We start from the raw sequence: 19,756 nt of genomic DNA on the forward strand, positions 1-19,756 counted from the left end.
CCAGAAAGCTAATCCTGAGAAATTCCGAAGGGATGCAAACATGAATAGCCCCGGGATTTATCCCGGGGATAAACAGTAAACAAGAAAAAACCTCCGCCTCATATCTAATAAAGATGATACTGGTTATCGGAGGTTGGGCAATATTTGTTGCCAAAGAGAAGTATGAAGCAGAGCCTCACCCCATCATTTCATAGCGGATAGTGTACTTATTGTTAATCCAGTTTCTTTTTTAAAGACTCGTATTTTATTTGGATAGAAGTTCGCAAAGTCGATATCAACTTTTGATAATCTATCATTTTGCTTTTTTCAATACCAAAGTGGATAAAACTGGGGGAATTAATCTTTGGAAATTCTTCATTATTAATTTGCCCGAGTGAGAATTTAGTATGTGTTGAATCGACATGGGCAATTACTTTTTTTCTCATTTCTTTTAGTTCATCATGCAATACAATTTGATGAGAATTTAATTCTCTCAGCAGTTCCTCTGGAAAATCATTATATCCATAATTGTTGAAGAAAGGCCGTGCGTAAGTAACAATAAACGAAGTAGTATATGCTAGGCAATCATATCCTTCTTTGATTTCTCCTGTATGATATAAATTCCTCTCTAGTATTAGGTTGGCTAAATTACTTGCAAGTGATAAACTATCTTCAGCCAAAACTAATATTTCTATTTCAGCATGTATTAGTTCATTGTCCATAATTAAAACATCTTTTAAACTGTATTTGAAATACTAGTTTTAACTCTTTCCCCAAAATCTGTACGCAGTTAGAAAAAAGAAATCCTGCCCATCAAGAAAATCCTTTAAATCCTGGTTCAAAAGGAAAGTGTATTTTCCCAACATTGTGTTCACTAACTAAAAAATGAGGCAGAGCCTCAATTGGGCATTCCGCAGCAGAGCAGCGGAACGAGAATGAATGAGTTCTCTTCTCCAAAGGCCTCTTAATGGCAGTGATTATGTGCATCAGACCAAACTGTACCGGCCGGACAATCCTGGGCAACACCACCGGATGAAATGTTGGAGAATAACAGCCAGATGCCAAATATGGCTATAACAATAAGCCCGATCATCCCAAGGTTTGAAGAGAGTGTGGACTGATCTTTTTCGAGACAGCAATTCTTGTACTTTTTCCCACTTCCGCAATGGCAGGGGGCGTTCCGTTTGGGAGTATCAGCCATAGTATTCTATTTTTAAGGATGCGATTGAAAGTGAGTGAGTTGGTCTTACATCTTATATTTTCTTTCCCGGATTTCAAAATGAATAATGAATTTATTTTCTTTAAGTAAAGCCCAAAAAACAGATTTGCAGAACGAAGAAGAACAGCAATATCACATTGATATGTAATAATTTAAATACCTCTATATGCTATTTTCAAATCGTGTGTCAATTTTAAAAAGGGTTACTTATGAGAAAATTGTTTTTGCTTTTCGTGCCATTCGTGATACTTACCGGGTGCATCCAATCTTCCCAGATCATTGAACCTTTCTCCGTTACAGCCGAGTTAGATTACAAGGGGCCTCTCATCGGGGAAAACTTACAAATCGTTTTGCATCAGGAAATTCCTGATACTCTTAGCATGATTGAAGAATATTCGGAAGTGACCTTCAGAGTAGCGGACTATAGAAATTCGTTGGGCCAAAGCCTGAAGAAGACCTTCGCTAAGTCATTTAAGGAGGTAAAACTTGGGGATTCATCAACAAAAGATGGATATGTATTAATGATTAATAAAGCAGAACTTAGTCCGGTTTCCTCTCTTCTTACTTTTAACAGCAACCGGCAGCATTATATGTTTCTGTCCTATACTTACAATTTTGTTTTGATGAAAGACGGAACCCTTCTTAAAAAGGGGCAGGCATCGGGAAAGAGTAAAAGTCATGCACTATCTACTATCTATTACCCTAATTTGGTTAGAAGTACGGTAAAGGAAGCATGCGGGTTTATTGCCGGGGATATGATGGGACAGTTCGAAAATAAGCCATTGATTTCAGAACGTAATTAATGTGAATTCGGCAAAAAGTTTAGAAAAGGGATATTTGTAAAATTGGAGTCATACCTGTGCAGGCAGGGACCTGATAGTTGCTATAAAGTCAGCGGTTGATATTAAAGGTAAAATAAGATTCCGGGCCTGCTTCCTGGAATAACCACTAATCAGATTGATTCGACTTAGTTCACTTCAATCCCATACTTATCCAACAAACCCGGCAGACCTTGCAGTGAAAATTTGGCTCCTTCAATTTGATTGGTTTCCGGATCTATAATAAAATTATAAGAATGGCGAAAATCTGCTTTTTGCAATTGAGTGGATGAGAAGGTGGCATTGGCTAAATCACATTCTTCAAAAACAGCATCTTTCAATATGGCCTGGCTGAATTCCACTTCCTGCAAACTGCATTGTTTGAAAGATGGGTTCTTAACTTTGGCCTGAAAGAAGGAGGCGAGGTTAAGGTTGCATGCCTCAAATTCGGCAGAAAAGAGAAAATCATTACAGCTATCAAACTGAACACCGATGAGTTTGCACTCGCTAAAACGGCAATCACGGATGGAAGTGCCGTACACTTTGGCCATACTCAGATCGCACCCCTCAAATTCACATTCAATAAAAGCGATCTCTGACAAATCACATTTGGGAAACTGGCAGTTTACAAAGCGGCAGATTTCGTAATCTCCGGTTTCAAGGGGTTCTTTAGTAAAATCGATATTGGAAAAGGTTTCTTCGGCAAAATAAGCTTTGGACATGGTGGAAATTATATTTTTAAAAAGTAGAATATAGGCAGCTGGTGTAAGAGAAAAATGGGAAATCATGTTTAAAAAATTGGGTCTTCAAATTCCCAATACTTTTGGTACTTTCTGGTACTCACTCACTTACAAATAAATATTTATGTCTGATAATTTAGATTCCATCCGCAAAAAGCTGGATGAAATTGACCGTACCATATTGCAGGCCCTGGCCCAGCGGCAGGGACTGGTAAAAGAAGTTTCCGAATTTAAACTTAAAAATGAGAAGGGTATCCGTGATCTCGAGCGGGAAGAGCAGTTGCTGAACCGTATTCGAGACCTGGCTCATGAAGTTGGCTTGGATCGCTATTATGCCGAGCATCTTTTCCGAGAGATCATCACAAACTCGGTTCGATTCCAAACGCATTCTCTGGTTGATCACCAGAATGAGCAAGTAAACGGTGACCGTATCCGTGTTTCCTATCAGGGAACGGATGGAGCTTACAGCCACCTTGCTGCGACCCGGCATTTCAGTGAACGTTTCTCCCAAGTAGATGCTATTGGATACAATACCTTTCAGAAGGCCGCAGAAGCCCTGATGGATGAAAAGGTGGATTATGCCATCCTGCCCATTGAGAATACTACGGCCGGCGCTATTAATGATACCTATGATATCGTGGGGAATGAAAATATCCACATCGTGGGAGAAGAAATCCTGAAAGTAGTACACTGCTTGCTGGCTATCGAGCCCGTAGATATTTCTAAAATACGTCGCATTCTTTCGCATCCGCAAGCAATCGCTCAGAGCTCAGAGTTTTTATCGAGGGTACCGCGCGCCCGGGTTGAATCATATATTGATACGGCTATTTCCGCCAAGAAAATATTGGAGGATGGCGATATCACACAGGCCGCTATAGCCGGCGCTCATACGGCTGATTTATACGGCTTACACGTAATTGAGCACGACATTGCCAACCAACGGGAAAACTATACCCGGTTTGTGATTGCCTCAAAAACCCCGGTAAAAGTAGATCCCCAGATTCCGGCAAAAACTTCACTAATGATGGTGACGTCCAACGATGAGGGGTCTCTCATTGAATGCCTGAATGTGCTGCACAAGCATAAGATCAATATGTCAAAGCTGGAATCACGTCCACGCCTGAATGAGCCCTGGCGCTATTCTTTTTACCTGGATATTCTGGGTAATGTAGACGATGAAGAGGTAGCCCGTGGCTTGGAAGAACTCAAGGATAAGGCTGAAGAGTTGAAGATTCTGGGTTGCTATCCTAAAGAGGAAACCGGAAATGACCGGTAGGGAGTTATTAGGGAATAGGTTAATAAGGCGATAAGGAAGAAGGGTAACAGCTTTTAGAAAAGGCTGTTTTATAGCTTGATTTCAGTTACTTAGCCATTTGCAAGGCATAGCCTTGCAGGGCTATTTCTTTTGAGGTGCAATCTCAAAAGATCCAAGACGGAGAAAACTTATTTGCTTCATTTTAAAAATAGCAATTGGTTCAAGCGTCCGCTTGGACCAACCAGTTACCCGTTAACTATTATCAAAATAAGACTAAAAAACATTGATAAGCCACAAGCGAGACGCTTGCGGCAGGCGAAAACTTAAATTAGTCTTTCGATTTTCTGATTTGATTCACATCTCTCAGAACTCAGAACTCAGAACTCAGAACTCAGAACTATTCCATCTCGACTTTCCCGTCTTCCCACTCCAGTTCAAAAGCCGATTGCTTTGCGAACTGGTCCGATTTTCGAATCCATTTTCCATCTTGCCAGAGGCGGACAAAGCCTTTTTCAAGGGGCTCATTGGGATTTTTCTTGTCGAGTATATGATGGAGCTCGGTCAGTTGTTCTTTATGATTTCGGATGAGTGACTCAGTACGATGCTTCATCTGTTGCTCAAGGTTTCGCACGTTGTTTCGGGCCGATTCCATCTTTTGTTTTACTACCTGAAGCGCATATGATTTTGCGAGATTGGATACGCGGTCTTTGTACAACTCGATTGCTCCCGAAGTATGGGTTTCCAGTTTGCGTGTGTAATCTTCTACCTGGAAACGGATTTCGTTGATATCGGGCGTGCCTACAACAGCAGCATGTGTGGGAGTGGCGGCCCGGGCATCGGCTACAAAATCAGAGATGGAGAAATCAACTTCGTGTCCTACCGCACTTATGACCGGTACGGTGCAGTCAAATACGGCCCGTGCAACGGCTTCCTCGTTAAAAGGCCAGAGGTCTTCCAGCGAACCACCACCGCGACCGATAAAAACCACATCCACATTTTGTTCGCGTGAGAAATATTCGATGCCTTTTACGATTTCAGGCGCTGCATTAATACCCTGCACACTTGCATGATACAGCTTTACCTGTGCCAGTGGCCATCGTTTTTCAAGGGTGGATCGAATATCCTGAAAAGCGGCACTGGTGGCTGAAGTCACCAAGCCTATCTTCTGCGGGAATTTGGGGAGGGGCTTCTTGTGAACATCATCAAACAAACCTTCCTCTTTCAGTTTAGTTTTCAGCTTTTCAAAGGCTTGTTGCAGTTTACCAATGCCAGCTTGCTGCACCAGGCTTACGATCATCTGGTAGCGACCGTGCGGGGGATACACCTGCAGGTCGCCACCGACTACGATATGCTGTCCGTCAGTGAGATCGATATCCAGCCGCTGGGCCATACTTCGCCAGATCACACAGGGTAAGGAGGCCTCAGCATCCTTCAGCGTAAAATAATAGTGTCCGTTACGGCTTTGCTTTACGTTGCTGGTTTCACCTTCCACCAGGATATCCACAAAATTCTGCTCCAACAGTGATTTGATCTTATCGGTGAGCTCGGAGACCGTAGGGATATCAAACAAAAAAGGAATTTGGTTGTCTTCAGACATGGATCGTATTACTTCTGCAAGATGAACTGAATTTTATGCGAGCCCAAATATAAGGGATGAGGCGGTAAGGTGATATGGTGATATAGTGATCTGGTGCCTTTGAACCGTGACTTCAAACCGGCTGTATAGTCTGAGCATCGCATAAATTGGCAAACAGTTCTATATTATTCGCATCAAAATTCTGATACTCTTTACTAAATTAAGGATTCACGATCTTTCAAGACCAAAATGACGAAGCAAGAAATTCAGAATTATTTATACGAAAATATCCCTGTGACTAAGGCTTTGGGTGTGGAGGCAGTGGCTTTTAGCCGGGAGGAAGTGAAGTTTAAAGCACCTCTGGCGGTCAATATCAACCATCGGTCTACGGCCTTTGGAGGCAGCATCAGCAGCTTGTTGATTACCACGGGGTGGTCGTACCTGCGGTTGTTGTTTGATGAACACGGTCCAGTGCCCAGAATTGTAATTGGTAAAAGCTCTACAAATTACCTGCAACCCGTGTCGGACGATTTTACCTCAGAGCTCATCATCCCCAAAAAGGAAACGCTGGAGCGATTTTGGGAGATGTATAACCGGTTCGGGAAAACCCGGATTACACTACAGGCTAAAATTGTATATCAAGGTGTGGTGCAGGCTGAGTTTGAAGGGGAGTTTGTGGTTTTTGAGAAGGAGGAGGTAAGGGAATAAGGAAATAAGTGGATAAGGGAGCCAGGGATTATTTTGCTTTCGATAATGGGTTAGAGAATCTTGATAATCAATAAAATCCTAAAAATCCTGGTTCAAAAAATGGGCAACTGAACCAGGATTAACTGGATTTAGGGATTTGCCGGATTAAAACCTTGCCCCTTATTGATTGAACGACTTATTGACATAAAATCCCGGAGGGATAACTGAATGTAGCCACGGGATTCATCCCGTGGAAGAAAACAATAAAGTTTCGAGTCCCGGAAGGGACGATTCGACTCAATTTCTATCGATCAATACTACGTGGGCCATCCATCCCTCCGGAATTTGATTCATTTGGATACTGTTAACCCCGGAGTAAACTCCGGTGCTACATTAGGTCGTCCCTGCCGGCACTTTTAACCAATTAACCAATTCCTTTTACCCGCCAACCAAACCCAGCCCAATTCGGCCGCGCTCCAGGTCCAGCTTCAGGATTTCCACTTTGATGATATCGCCTACACTGATCACATCGTGTGGATCTTCGATCTTTTTCTTGTCGCTCATGTTGGAAATATGCAGCAGGCCATCTTGCTTCACGCCGATATCCACGAAAGCCCCAAAATCGACCACGTTACGGACGGTGCCTTCTAATTTCTGGCCTTCCTTCAGGTCTTCCATCTTCATCACGTCCGTACGCAGTAGGGGTTTGGGCAGCGACTCCCGCGGGTCACGACCGGGTTTTTGCAGGTTTTCGATAATGAGTTCCAGCGTAGGCACGCCGACACCCACCTTTTCAGCGGTTTCTTTAAGATTCACATTCTCAAATTTAGCTCCAATCTTGTCTTTTTCTTCCGAAAGCTTATCCAAATTGATACCAAACAGGTTACACAGCTTCTCGGCGGCCTCGTAACTTTCCGGGTGAATGGCTGTGTTATCCAGTGGGTTTTTGGATTCGGGGATGCGCATAAAACCGGCAGCTTGCTGGAAACGGAAATCGCCGACGCCTGAAATACTCCGGATCTGCTCACGATCAATAAAAATACCTTCCTCTTCGCGGTGCTTCACAATGTTTTGGGCCACACGTTTGCTGAGTCCCGAAATGTGAGACAATAGCGGGGCAGAGGCCGTGTTCAGGTTCACGCCCACTTCGTTTACACAGCTTTCCACTACGTCATCAAGTTTACCGGAGAGCTGATTCTGGTTTACGTCATGCTGATACAAGCCCACGCCAATCGACTTCGGATTTATTTTTACCAGCTCGGCCAGCGGATCCTGAACACGCCGTGCAATGGAGATGTTGCCACGCTGGGCAGCATCCAGCTCAGGAAATTCCTCCCGCGCCACTTTGGACGCGGAATACACGGATGCACCCGCCTCATTTACAATCAGGTAATGCAGTTCTTCATCGGGGTGTTTTTCCTTTCGCTTTTGCAGGAAATCAGCCACAATCTGCTCGGTCTCCCGGCTGGCGGTTCCATTTCCAATGGCAATGAGCTCTACTCCATATTTGTCAATTAGCGTCTCAAAAACCACTTCCGCTTCTGCTACTTTTTTCTGAGGCGGAGTCGGGTAGGTGGTGGTGCCTTCCAGGTATTTCCCGTGCTTATCCACAACGGCTACTTTACAGCCGCTTCGGAAAGCGGGGTCGATGCCCATCACTACTTTTTTATCCAGCGGGGGCTGCATCAGCAAATTGCCGAGGTTCGTGGCAAAAGTCTCAATGGCATGAGCATCCGCTTTATCGGTGAGCTCGCTGCGGAGTTCGCGTTCCAGTGAAGGAAACAGCAGGCGTTTGTAGGCATCTTCTACCGCATCCTGCAAATAGGGGGTAAATATGCTGAGGTCGTTGGAAATCACTTTGTCGTCAATATTCTCGAGCGTGCGTTCTTCCCAAAGGTCCACATTCACAAACAGAATGTTTTCCCGTTCGCCACGATTAATAGCCAGAATTTGATGGGGCTTCAGGTGTTTGGACTTTTGAGAGAAATCATAATAATCTTCAAAATTGGTGCGCTCTTTTACCGTTGGGTTTTTCTTGGTGACGATATTGGAGTGATTTGCGAATACATCCCGCAGCATCTCCCGCACTTCCAGGTTTTCGTTAATCCATTCTGCCACGATGTCGGTGGCGCCGTCAAAGGCATCTTCCACGGTTTCTACTTCTTTTTCCGGGTTGATGTATTCTTTGGCGTATTCCACCGGGTCGCCAGAAGTAATCTCCTGTTCCCATATGAGCTTAGCCAGCGGCTCTAAGCCTTTCTCTTTGGCTTTATCGCCCCGGGTTTTGCGCTTCTGCTTATAGGGCAGGTAGAGGTCTTCCAGCGTCTTCAGGTCGGTGCAGTTGATGATCTGCTCTTCCAGCTCTGGCGTCAGTTTGTCCTGCTCTTTGATGGATTTCAGGATGGTTTCCTTGCGGGATTCCAGTGTGCGTTGTGTTTCCAATCCGTCACGTATGGCCCGGATTTGTTCCTCATCAAGCCCGCCGGTGGCCTCTTTACGGTAACGGGCCAGGAAAGGCACAGTGGCGCCGTCATCCAAAAATTCGGCTACGGTGCTGATTTGTTTTTGGGAAAAGTTCAGGTCTTTCGCTAAAAAGCTAAAAATCTTGGTATCGCTCATAGGTGCAATTCAGGTTCAAAAAATTAAGGGCGGGAAAATAAGAAGAGCGAGGAGAAATGTTGAATGTTAAATGAGGAAATTTTTAGTGATATACTGATGAGGGTGAGGCTCGTTCCCAACCACTCGGTTGGGAATGCTGCCCGGGACCACCCGGTCCCCCTGCGTAAAGCAGGATTACACATGCTAACTACTAAACAACGTAACTGGAATCAACCCGTCCAACCCCAAATAATCCCTTGCCGAAGAATACCTCTAGTCTGCCGGTTCATCCACAAATCCACTACTAACCGGATTTGCATGCAGATATTCCATTTTCTGATGTACCATGTCACTCGAATTAAGCTGTACCGGATGTGATCCTTCCTGCCATAGCTGGTAGGTTCGTCCGGCTTTATGTGACTTTTTATTCCATTTTAGTTTATTAAGCCAGCGAGTATGTTCATTTTGCTTTAGGTACTCCAGGGTTTTCCGGGCTATATATGATTTTGTGAGTCGGAGGCTGTTTCCAAGATTTTCTCCCTGAACGATAGCGTGGAAATGGTTCGGCATGATTACATAAGCATAGAGTGTGACCTGTTTTTCTTTTTGCATGAAGATAAATTGATCCAAAAGGATTTGAGCTATTTGTGGTTTAGATAGCAGTGGAAGTTCTTCAAGTATGGTGCTGGTTATAAAGTAAGGATAGTATTCTTCGTGAAATTTGTAGCGGCTGCGTCCCATGGTCTTTTTTCTTTGTAAGAGCTATAGTATTGGCATTCCTTACAAAATATTTTAGTCGGACCGGGTGGTCCGACTTGGCATTCCCAACCGGGTGGTTGGGAACGAGTGCTACGAGTACTAAATGCGTATGCATTATGCCAAGCGAGTAGCCAAAAACCGTGAGTAAAATTTCAACCCACTTTTTTGTGATGTGCTTATTTAATTATCGAAGCTATATGTGACGCCAAAATTGATTCCAATGGATGAATACGGGGCATCAGAGGATGGCAGCCCATTTTCTCCCCATTTTACTTCTGATTCGGAATATAAAGGGATTAATCGATTCAAATCGGTTGTAGACAAAATACTAGTTAAAGTAGCTCTATCTATGGCATCTCCTGCTAAACTGGCCGAGAAGTCTGATGAGTTAGAAACGTCTCTCGTTACACTAATTCCCATATATTCAACTTCAGCAAAGAAATTAAACTTGTCGGTGACGGGTATTTTATAACCAATGGCCCCAACAATTCCAGCAGGAATTTTTCCATTGAAATCGGTAGTAAAATCGGCCATTAATGGGACAGTAGCTCCATCAGGTGCGTCAGGATTTACCATTTGTGCAGGAACCTCTAATGCTAATTCAGCATTGGCTTCTGTTCTGCCTCCAATTTTAGTTAATATGCCGGCTTTAACATAAAATTTATCAGTAACGTTATAAACTCCAGCTAAGAAAGCTCCATAAGCTCTGCCTCTTGCATCTAAATCTGCACTTGCTCCAGGAATATTTAATGATTGTACATCTTGATCAGAACCGTGCAAATACCCTAATCCTAATTCTATTGCCCACTTTTCATGAATATGGTAACCTCCTCGTAAAGAAACTTCAATTCCTTCACCGTAACTTCCTTCCAGATCAGTTACTCCAGAGGCTGTAGTACTGCTTCCCAAGGTCTTTTCATTTGCAGCGAAGGAATATCCTCCGGTACCAGAAATGTAAAATTGAGCTTCAGCATAGTTTATTGCAAATACGACTATTATAGAGATCAGTAATATTTTTTTCATAAAAAAGTGTTTAGTATTGGCCTATCACCAAAGCTATTCATGTTATGCTTGCTTTATAAACAAGTTTTGTTCACGTCAATACTTAATAAGCAGTTTAAATGTGAATAAATGTTGAATTTAATACCCAAGTTCAAACATCGTTTTACCTTAAAGAATCATGGTAAAAAGAGATGGATAGACAGGTGTTTTTTGTGATTAGAATTTGAGCCTTGTTCCCAACCGGGTGGTTGGGAATGAGTACGAAGTTTCCAAGAGAGCTAAAACTATCCTTCATATATCTTCTCAAAATTTCCATATTCCGGGAAAAATGAATCACTTATCAATTTTATGAACTCATCATTGAAAATCCTGGCCGGTATTTTGTTGTTCAGCTTTGCCTGTCACCCGGCTCTAACCCAAGCCCAAACTAAACAAATGCTCTGGCCGGAAGGTGAGCTGCCCAATTCCAAAGGACTGGCTATTGAAGACAGCATACAGAACGATCGCTTTTATCAGCTGAAATATCCCCATATGTATGGTTTTCATCCCGCCAAAGAAGAAAACTCCGGGGCGGCGGTGGTAATCTTTCCGGGAGGTGGCTATCACCATGTGACCTACGATTACAGTGGTTTCCAGCTGGCCAAGTGGTTTAATACGCTGGGGGTACATGCATTTGTGGTAAACTATCGGTTGCCCCTGTCGCCTGATTTGATTCAGCGGGAAATCGCGCCATTGCAGGATGCCCAGCGGGCCATGCGGCTGGTTCGGTCCCAGACTGCAGCATTGGGAATCAACCCGGAGAAAATAGGCGTTTTAGGTACTTCTGCCGGCGGGCACCTGGCCACTTCTATAGCTACCTATACCAAGGATGAAGCAGCGATTGGAGATTCATTAGACCAGCTTTCATTTATACCGGATTTTATGATCCTGATCTCACCGGTTATCACTTTTGGCGAATATGCCCATGAAGGCAGCAAGTTAAATCTCCTGGGTGAAAACCCCTTAGAGGATTTAGTAAACCGGTTTTCCAACGAGCGCTGGGTGACCGGAGAAACCTCGCCTGCTTTTTTGGTACACGCTGCCAACGATCCATCGGTTCACCCCATGAACAGCATACAATTTTATAAGGCGTTGCTGGAGCAGGGAAGCACCGAATCCAGCCTGCATATTTTTCCGCAGGGCGGGCATAATATTGACATCGTTCAAAATCCCGGTTCTACTGAATACTGGAAAGCATTATGTGAGGAGTGGCTGAAAGAAACAGGCTTCATTTCATCTGATTAATGGATATAATAAGTAGGTTATAATCTCAACAGCAGCAATTTTTTTGAATAATCATGGGCTTTTTTGATACACTTTTCGGTGGAGAAGGAGAGGATAATGCTTCAAGTACCATCAACTGGGAAAACATTCACAGCGAGGAAGAACTTGATGACATCCTGATGGCATCAAACCAAAAACCGCAAGTGATTTATAAACACAGTCCCCGCTGTGCTACCAGTTTTTTTGCGCTAAAAAATCTGAAAGCGTTAAGTGCTGAAGATGCAAGGAAAGCAGATTTTTACCTGGTTGATGTGATTGCCGAACGATCAATTTCTAATTTGGTGGCAGAGAAACTTGGAATTCGGCATGAGTCACCACAGCTTTTCATCATTAAGAATGGGGACGTTCAATGGCATGGTTCTCATCACCAGGTAAATTCCGATGTTGTTGAAGGTCAGTTATAAGAAATAAGAGCCTTGAGTCGCAATTTTATCAAATTATGGTATATTTGAAGCGACCTAAGCTAATAGGTTGCATACGTATGCGTTGATTTTGCTTTTGTTTGAGATAAAATATCGGTTGCAAAAAACCTATGAAGGACTCTAAAGTTAGCACTAATTTCCAGCCGTTTACCCTAGACTATGCCCTGGCTAGTATGGGCATCTTAAACATCCGGTTTATCTTGTTATTGACTGGTTGGCTGGCAGTTATTGCCTTAAGTATTGGATCGGTATTGATTGTTGGACAAGCAGTAGACTTTTCGGATCAGTTTGGCAGTACTAATATTGCAAAGGTCTTTTTGATTCAAATACCGATGCTACTGGGGCTCTTACTCATGTTTTGGCTGGGATTTGAATGGGGATTTATTCCCGTCTTTATTTCTACCTTTGTGTATGCATTTTCAGCTTCAATGAGCTGGCCGTGGGCGCTTTTATATGCTTTTTCTTTTACGCTTGGGCTGGCTGTATATGCCCTTTCGTATTATAGTTTTTCGTTTGATCTTTCTCTTCGCTCTCTAAAAAGTGTTGCCTTCTACGTAGTGGTTTCGGTATTTGCGGCACTGGCTTGTTCGTTAGGTGCTTTGGTGTGGAGCCGGTTTTTTAATTTGCCGTTGCTTGAAACACTCACGATCTGGAAAAGCTGGTGGGTGACTCTTTTTCTGATTTCCGTATTGTTAACGGCTCCTTTGCTCTATTTCTTTACCCCAATGTTTTATACCTACCGCACCCGGTGGTTTGGTTCTCCCGAAAAGAAAGAAGTGTCTTTATCCTGGATCTACTCTACCATCTCCGTGATAGTGTTGGTGTTGGCCTTATTTATTGTATCGGCAAAGTTGCTGGGCTCTTATTCGGTTGAACAGGAGATAGCAGGGCAGGGGATCTCTATGCAGGTATTTAATAGCATGGCAAGTTTAAATGAATCCTTCGCTATCGTAACCGGGATTTCGATCAGTTTGTTGTTTTTTATGGGATCGGGAAGCATTTACCTGCTGGGAAGCTGGAACCGGAAACTTCAGGAAGAGGTAGATGCTCAAACGGTAGACCTTCGGGGAAAAGAGCTCAAGTTGCAGACTACCTTAAGCGAACGAAATCAGCTCTTGAACGAGATTCATGACCGCGTACGAAGTAACCTTACCATGGTATTGGCTATCCTGGAAATGCAGCTCAAAGGTTCAGGACATAAAAGCAATGAAGAGATTCTCAAGGATTCCCATTCGCTAATTCGTTCACTTACCATCGTGCATGAGTCTATGTCACAGACGGGACGGACCAACCGGGTAGATCTAAGAAATTATGCCATTAAGTTAAGCAACCGGATTGAGCAAGCGTTGCGCAAAGAGCATAAAAAAGTGGTTCTGAAAGTAAATGCAACAGAAGGCCTTATGATGGACATGGACCACGCGATTCCTTTTGCTTTAATCATCAATGAGCTGGTGATGAATTCCTGTAATCATGGGTTTGATGAAGGAGACGAAGGGCAGGTTGTGATTGAGATTTTGAGGGATGAAAATAGCATTCACCTTAAAGTGACAGACAATGGGAAAGGGCTGCCTCCGAATTTTGCACGGAATCAACATGCGGGTATTGGGATGAGAGTCGTTCACGCGTTCAGTAAACAGTTAAAAACTAACCTCGATATCCAAACGGGCGAGCTCACTACCTTTAGCCTGTCAGTGCCACTGGAGGCTTAGTTATTCCCTTTTTCAAATCAGTGCTTTACAATCACCCCAAGGCTTGCTCAATATCTTCCCAAATGTCTTCCACATCTTCCAATCCAATGGACAGGCGAATGAGCCCCTGCGTGATGCCCACTTTCTGACGTTCTTCTTCACTTAACTTTGAGTGCGTGGTAGAGGCCGGGTGCGTGGCGATGGTTCGCGAATCCCCAAGATTTGCGGTGAGTGAGAGCATTTCCAATGCATCCAGGAAATTACGCCCGGCATCCAGTCCTCCTTTAATTCCAAAAGTGACGATACCTCCGCCCATCGTCATCTGTTTTTGAGCCGTTTCGTAACCGGGATGAGTTTCCAGGAAAGGATATTTCACCCACTCAGCGGAAGGATGCTCTTGCAGGCGTTTTGCTATTTCCAATGCACTGCTGGAATGTCGTTCCATACGCAGTTCCAGCGTTTCCAGGCTTTTGGAGAGCATCCATGCGTTAAAAGGTGATAAACAAGGGCCGGAGTGACGCGCAAAAGCTTCAATTTCATCAATAAGCTCTTGCTTGCCTGCCATCGCACCGCCCAGTCCGCGGCCCTGACCGTCAATGTACTTTGTGGCTGAATGGATGACTAAGTCGGCCCCAAAATCAATAGGGTTTTGGATGATTGGCGTAGTGAAGCAATTATCAACCACGTAAATCAAATCGTGTTTTTTAGCCAGTTCGCCCGCTTTTTCCAGATCTACAATATCCAGAGCGGGATTGGAGGGGGTTTCCAGGTATAAAATTTTCGTATTTGGGGTGATGGCTTCTTCCCACTCGTCAAAATCATTTACAGAAACATAATTGGTATGGATGTTCCATTTGGGGAAAATCTGGGTAAACAGCTTGTGGGTAGACCCAAACACCGAGCGTGATGACAGCACTTCATCCCCGGCATCCAAAAGGGCGGCAAAAGTGGTGAATACGGCGGCCATACCGGAGGCGGTGGCCCAGCCTGCTTCCGCGTTTTCAAGCAGACAGATTTTGTCAATAAATTCATCTACGGTAGGATTGGAATAGCGGCTGTATACGTTGCCGTCTTCCTCGCCTGCAAACATGGCCCGCATGTGCTCGGCATTTTCGAAGACATAGCTGGAGGTCATGTAGATGGGAGAGGCATGCTCCCCGAATTTACTGCGTTCGGTTTGAGTGCGAATGGCTTGTGTGGCTTTACGCTTCATGAGTGTGGATGCATTGAGTGAGTGAACATTTTCATTTCATGAGTGGCCAATAAAATAGGATAAGCCAACGGGCTATAAAAATGCTTTTGTGGGATAGTTACCAAATATCAGGGTATAACGGTTAGCAACCAATTACGTCTTTATGGACACGTTGGTTTTTCATGCCCATATCCTGTGTCTCTTTTGAGAGACCGGTTTATAAGCAGCGTCCTTGCTGCTGAAAAACCAGAGAGGGTAATGCCAGTGGCAATTTCGTATTTTACGGCATGGTCCGAGGCCTTGGCTTCCCTCTCCCTCGCTCCATGAGCAAGCTCATTCCGCATGCCCTCTCCAAAGAGGGACAATTTCCTGGCCTGTATCCATCTTTCCGTTTCCAGTAAACTTGGTTTGGGTAGTCATTAAAGTGAGAAATGGGGGCTGGATGGTGTGTCCCTAATCACTCTTTTCGCTTCTTTCAAGGAGGTATTAAAGCTGTTTGCTGCTATCTAGCTACAAAGTGGATTTGACAATCTGCCAATCCTATATTAAACGCACCTCAAAAAGATATCACTTAAAAAGTGCCGCAATGTTCTCCTTGAAATCCGGTTCAACAATGCCTTTTTCTGTGATGAAGCCGGTAATGTACTTGTTGGGTGTCACATCAAAAGCCGGGTTGTAGGCATCGGTTTTTTTTGGGGTGATGGGAGATTTGGCTATATGTGTTACCTCTTCCGGTTCACGTTCTTCAATCTCAATTTCTTCCCCGGTTTCGGTTTCCAAATCGAAAGTGGAAAGTGGCAGGGCTACATAGAATGGGATGTCGTTTTCTTTAGCCAGCACGGCCAGGGAATAGGTGCCGATTTTGTTGGCAGTGTCGCCATTGGCTGCTACGCGGTCGGCACCCACAATCACCATGTCGACCTTACCGGTGTTCATCAACGCCCCAGCTGAAGAGTCGGTGATAAGATGAAAAGGGATTTCAGCTTTTTTGAGCTCCCAGCTGGTCAGGCGTGCACCCTGTAATAGCGGGCGGGTTTCATCTGCCCAAACATGAATGTCTTTCTCTTGCTGATGAGCATGCAAAATCACCGAAAAGGCCGTGCCGTAAGCGCCTGTAGCAAGTGCCCCGGTATTGCAATGGGTAAGGATGTTAGCTTCTTTTTCTACCAGTTCAGCCCCGTTTTCCCCAATTTGTTTGCATACGCGCTTATCTTCATCGTGGATGGTTTTAGCGGTTTGCAGCATGATCTTTTTTACTTCATCCAGCGGCTTGTCTTTATTGGCGTATACGGTTTGATTGATACGCTCTAAAGCCCAGCTCAGGTTTACGGCCGTGGGGCGAGATGTCTTCAGATATTCAATCCAGCGGTTCAACTCTACATTAAAACTGGTGAAATTTTTGGATTCCAGTTCCCGAACGCCCAAATACAATCCATAAGCTCCGGCAATGCCAATGGCTGGCGCGCCGCGTACTTTCAGTTTTTTGATGGCATCCCAAACCTGACCGATCGTATGTATATCCGAATAAATTTCCCGGAGGGGAAGTTGGGTTTGATCAAGTATTACGAGGTGATCTTCTTGCCAGGAAATAGATTCGTACGACTGTTCCATATTCTAAAAATGTATTGTCTTATAATTTAAGCCAAATTAAATATTTAATTGAAGATGTAGGATGATAACGATAAATCAAAATTTGTTTCACGGCATTGACGTGGTTAAACAAGCAAAGATTTGGAAGTAATTTTGAAATCTACAATTTACTCAGAACTCAGAACTCAGAACTCAGAACTCAGAACTCAGAACTCAACTAATATCCTTCTGCACTTCCGTCTGCACGCGGATCGGGGGCTCCGGTCCACAGGCCGTCATCATTTCGGTAAATATTATGGGCACGGCCAATTCCGGGCATGGGGAATAGCCGGTGTCCTTTGGCTTCAAGCAAAGCCCGGGTGTCAGGACTTAGTCCAAAATCACCAAAAAACAAAACCTCGGGCAGCCATTGGTGATGGAAACGTGCAGCAGCCGTAGCTTGCATCGGCCGCATATCAAATACCGCACGGTTCAAGAAACTTTGGAGGGTAGCGGTGATAATGCGGGGACCTCCTGCTGCGCCCAGTATCATATCAACCTTGTCATCTTTAGTAACTATTGCCGGAGTCATACTGCTTAACATGCGCTTACCAGGTTCAATGGCATTAGCTTCAGCCCCAATCAACCCATACTGATTAGGCTCTCCGGGTTGGGCAGAGAAGTCGTCCATTTCATTATTCAGCAGAAAACCGGCGCCACTAACCGATACGTGGCTGCCAAAAGAACCATTTAGTGTGGTTGTTACAGAAACGGCATTACCATCAGCATCTACTACCGAATAATGGGTGGTCTGGGAAGATTCACTGTAACCGGGAATATCTCCATGCGAAAGAGAAGAGGATGGGGTTACGGTATCCGCGCTGAAACTCTCCATACGTTGGTTATTATAGGATTCACTGACTAATTGTTCCATGGGGATGTCCACAAAATCGGGATCGCCAAGGTAATAGGCACGATCCGCAAAGGCACGGCGCATGGCTTCGGCTACCACATGTACATATTCAGCAGAATTGTGCCCCATTTCTTTAAGCGGATAGTCTTCTATCATTTCCAGTATTTGAGCAATGGCCACGCTACCACTGCTGGGTGGCGGCATGATGTGCAGTTCATAGCCCATGAATTCAGTGGTAACTGCGTCCCGCCAAACGCTTTCGTATTCTCGCAGATCTTTATACTCAATAATACCGCGGTAGCGTTTCATCTCACGAACGATGGCATCGGCAACGGGACCGGAATAGAAACCTTCTCGCCCGAAGCGGGCAATGCGTTCCAGGGTGGTGGCCAGGTCTGTTTGTACAAAAAGGTCGCCTTCTTTAAATAAGGTGGTATCCCCGGTAGTAAAATATTTGGCAGAAGCCTGGTACTTTTTAAAAGTGTCGCGATGATTGTTCAGATCGTTGGCTTGGGTATAGCTCAAGCGATAGCCTTCACGTGCCAGACGTATGGCCGGCTCCATGACCACATCGAGGGGCATACGGCCGTAGCGTTCCAGGGCTTTCACCATGCCATCCACGGTGCCCGGCACACCCACAGCCAGGATGCCTTCCCAACTGAGATCCGAATCGACTTCACCATTGCGCACATACATATCGCGGTAAGATTGCAGGGGGGCTTTTTCGCGGAAATCAAGGGTGGTAGTTTCGCCGTCGGCCAGGCGAATTACCATAAAACCACCGCCGCCAATATTACCGGCGCGGGGCAGGGTTACGGCCAGAGCAAATTGAACGGCTACGGCCGCGTCCACAGCATTTCCGCCTTGTTTCAGAATATCACGCCCGATTTCGGAAGCATGTTTCTCTGCAGAAACAACCAGGCCATTTTCATAGGATTTTGAGGTAAGTACCTGGGCGGAAAGAGTATGGGAGGTAAAAACAAAGGTGAGCAGTAAAAGGAGTACGCGCATGAAACTGTAGATAATTGCTGTTTAATTTGACGTTAAAATAAACTTTTGAAGGTTTAATGCGGAACGGAAGATGTAAAGAAAAATTTCAGGCTCAGGCCCGGGGATGGAATTCTTTGTGTACCTGGTGTAAAAAAGAGCGATCTACATGGGTATAGATTTCGGTAGTGAGAATGGAAGAGTGCCCGAGCATTTCCTGTACGGCCCGGAGGTCAGCCCCGCCTTCAAGTAAATGGGTGGCAAAAGAGTGGCGAAATATATGTGGATATACATTCTTTTTGATTTCTGCTTTACCGGCTGCTTTTTGCACGATGTTCCAGATGCTCATGCGAGATAACGCACTTCCGCGTACGCTCAGGAATACTTTATTTTTTGCTTTATGTGCTTTCTCGGGGTTGAAGAACTGTGGGCGCACGTGCTCCGTGTAATGGGATATGGCATCCTGGGCCACTTCTCCTACCGGAACCAGACGTTCCTTGTTTCCTTTACCGATCACCCGAATGAAACCTATTTCAAAAATCAGACGGTCTTGTTCCAGTCCGGTAAGTTCACTTACCCGCATACCCGTACCATAAAGAGTTTCCAGAATGGCTTTATCGCGGATGCCGGTGTTGGTGGTTAAATCCGGGGTTGAGAGGATGGCTTCAACCTCATCACGGTCTAACACTTCAGGAAGCTTAGAGGCTTTCTTAGGCAATTCAACAAGTTCAGCCGGATTAGCTTTAGTAATGCCTTCCACTACGGCAAATTCATGAAAGCCGCGAATGCTGGAAATATTCCTGGCCAGGGAACTGGTAGAAAGCAGTTGCTCATCCACCAGGTAATTTAGAAAATCTTCTATGTGCTGAAGAGTAACCCCTCCCAGGTCAGTAATCTTCTTCTGAGAAATGAGGAACTGGAAGTAACGCTCTAAATCATTTTTGTAAGATATAACAGAGTTTTCCGTTAATCCCTTCTCCAGTTTTACGAACTGCAGGTATAGATCGAGCTCTTGCTTAAAAGCCACGG

17 protein-coding genes are annotated in these 19,756 nt (G+C 44.6%); 6 read left to right on the plus strand and 11 right to left on the minus strand.

Translation table 11 applies throughout. The annotated features are described in order from the left end of the window. Window positions 1–212 precede the first annotated feature (212 nt). Entirely contained in the window at window positions 213–701 is a 489-nt protein-coding gene (locus FN815_RS05890; protein WP_142453701.1) for a hypothetical protein, read from the minus strand. A 242-nt stretch (window positions 702–943) separates the two neighbouring features. After that, complete coding sequence (locus FN815_RS18990; RefSeq protein WP_221930255.1) at window positions 944–1,180, minus strand: SEC-C metal-binding domain-containing protein; 237 nt, start codon at window positions 1,178–1,180, stop codon at window positions 944–946. A 227-nt stretch (window positions 1,181–1,407) separates the two neighbouring features. Here FN815_RS18990 and FN815_RS05900 point away from each other — a divergent pair, with 227 nt between their 5' ends. After that, window positions 1,408–2,001 (plus strand): hypothetical protein, encoded by a 594-nt coding sequence (locus tag FN815_RS05900; RefSeq protein WP_142453702.1) that lies wholly within the window; start codon window positions 1,408–1,410, stop codon window positions 1,999–2,001. Window positions 2,002–2,165: 164 nt separating this feature from the next. Here FN815_RS05900 and FN815_RS05905 read toward each other — a convergent pair whose 3' ends face one another. Beyond that, window positions 2,166–2,738: a pentapeptide repeat-containing protein gene (locus tag FN815_RS05905; protein ID WP_185957184.1), complete on the minus strand. Its 573-nt coding sequence runs from the start codon at window positions 2,736–2,738 to the stop codon at window positions 2,166–2,168. 142 nt (window positions 2,739–2,880) lie between these two features. Between FN815_RS05905 and FN815_RS05910 the strand changes: the two genes are divergently transcribed. Continuing rightward, window positions 2,881–4,032 (plus strand): bifunctional chorismate mutase/prephenate dehydratase, encoded by a 1,152-nt coding sequence (locus FN815_RS05910; RefSeq protein ID WP_142453704.1) that lies wholly within the window; start codon window positions 2,881–2,883, stop codon window positions 4,030–4,032. A 376-nt stretch (window positions 4,033–4,408) separates the two neighbouring features. Here the strand turns inward: FN815_RS05910 and xseA are convergent, their stop codons facing one another. After that, complete coding sequence (gene xseA / locus FN815_RS05915) at window positions 4,409–5,608, minus strand: exodeoxyribonuclease VII large subunit (RefSeq protein ID WP_142453705.1); 1,200 nt, start codon at window positions 5,606–5,608, stop codon at window positions 4,409–4,411. A gap of 228 nt (window positions 5,609–5,836) precedes the next feature. Here xseA and FN815_RS05920 point away from each other — a divergent pair, with 228 nt between their 5' ends. After that, entirely contained in the window at window positions 5,837–6,295 is a 459-nt protein-coding gene (locus FN815_RS05920) for a YiiD C-terminal domain-containing protein (RefSeq protein WP_142453706.1), read from the plus strand. A 417-nt stretch (window positions 6,296–6,712) separates the two neighbouring features. On the opposite strand, the gene FN815_RS05925 is transcribed toward FN815_RS05920, so the two are convergent. The 3 genes from FN815_RS05925 to FN815_RS05935 all read right to left on the minus strand — a co-directional run bounded on the left by FN815_RS05925 (window position 6,713) and on the right by FN815_RS05935 (window position 10,654). Then, on the minus strand, window positions 6,713–8,893 hold the full coding sequence (locus tag FN815_RS05925; protein WP_142453707.1) for a Tex family protein: 2,181 nt from the start codon (window positions 8,891–8,893) through the stop codon (window positions 6,713–6,715). A 252-nt stretch (window positions 8,894–9,145) separates the two neighbouring features. Then, complete coding sequence (locus FN815_RS05930; RefSeq protein ID WP_246075168.1) at window positions 9,146–9,613, minus strand: REP-associated tyrosine transposase; 468 nt, start codon at window positions 9,611–9,613, stop codon at window positions 9,146–9,148. A gap of 198 nt (window positions 9,614–9,811) precedes the next feature. Next, window positions 9,812–10,654 (minus strand): outer membrane beta-barrel protein, encoded by an 843-nt coding sequence (locus FN815_RS05935; RefSeq protein WP_142453708.1) that lies wholly within the window; start codon window positions 10,652–10,654, stop codon window positions 9,812–9,814. Window positions 10,655–10,981: 327 nt separating this feature from the next. On the opposite strand from FN815_RS05935, the gene FN815_RS05940 reads away from it, so the two are divergent. The 3 genes from FN815_RS05940 to FN815_RS05950 all read left to right on the plus strand — a co-directional run bounded on the left by FN815_RS05940 (window position 10,982) and on the right by FN815_RS05950 (window position 14,087). Next, window positions 10,982–11,917, plus strand: coding sequence for an alpha/beta hydrolase (locus tag FN815_RS05940; RefSeq protein ID WP_142453709.1), 936 nt, complete (start codon window positions 10,982–10,984; stop codon window positions 11,915–11,917). Between the two features lie 53 nt (window positions 11,918–11,970). Next, window positions 11,971–12,360 (plus strand): bacillithiol system redox-active protein YtxJ, encoded by a 390-nt coding sequence (ytxJ, locus tag FN815_RS05945; RefSeq protein ID WP_142453710.1) that lies wholly within the window; start codon window positions 11,971–11,973, stop codon window positions 12,358–12,360. 128 nt (window positions 12,361–12,488) lie between these two features. Further along, window positions 12,489–14,087, plus strand: a complete 1,599-nt coding sequence (locus FN815_RS05950; RefSeq protein WP_142453711.1) for a sensor histidine kinase — start codon at window positions 12,489–12,491, stop codon at window positions 14,085–14,087. A 31-nt stretch (window positions 14,088–14,118) separates the two neighbouring features. Here the strand turns inward: FN815_RS05950 and FN815_RS05955 are convergent, their stop codons facing one another. The 4 genes from FN815_RS05955 to xerD form a co-directional block, all read right to left on the minus strand. Then, window positions 14,119–15,279 (minus strand): trans-sulfuration enzyme family protein, encoded by a 1,161-nt coding sequence (locus FN815_RS05955; protein WP_142453712.1) that lies wholly within the window; start codon window positions 15,277–15,279, stop codon window positions 14,119–14,121. Between the two features lie 546 nt (window positions 15,280–15,825). Continuing rightward, on the minus strand, window positions 15,826–16,869 hold the full coding sequence (gene mtnA, locus FN815_RS05960) for an S-methyl-5-thioribose-1-phosphate isomerase (protein ID WP_142453713.1): 1,044 nt from the start codon (window positions 16,867–16,869) through the stop codon (window positions 15,826–15,828). Between the two features lie 196 nt (window positions 16,870–17,065). Next, the gene (ggt, locus tag FN815_RS05965) at window positions 17,066–18,751 is read right to left on the minus strand and encodes a gamma-glutamyltransferase (RefSeq protein ID WP_142453714.1); all 1,686 of its coding nucleotides are present in this window, start codon (window positions 18,749–18,751) and stop codon (window positions 17,066–17,068) included. A 91-nt stretch (window positions 18,752–18,842) separates the two neighbouring features. Continuing rightward, on the minus strand, window positions 18,843–19,754 hold the full coding sequence (gene xerD / locus FN815_RS05970; protein ID WP_142453715.1) for a site-specific tyrosine recombinase XerD: 912 nt from the start codon (window positions 19,752–19,754) through the stop codon (window positions 18,843–18,845). Window positions 19,755–19,756 lie beyond the last annotated feature (2 nt).

The sequence above is a fragment of the Gracilimonas mengyeensis genome, assembly GCF_900182705.1.
In the GTDB taxonomy this organism is placed as follows: domain Bacteria; phylum Bacteroidota; class Rhodothermia; order Balneolales; family Balneolaceae; genus Gracilimonas; species Gracilimonas mengyeensis.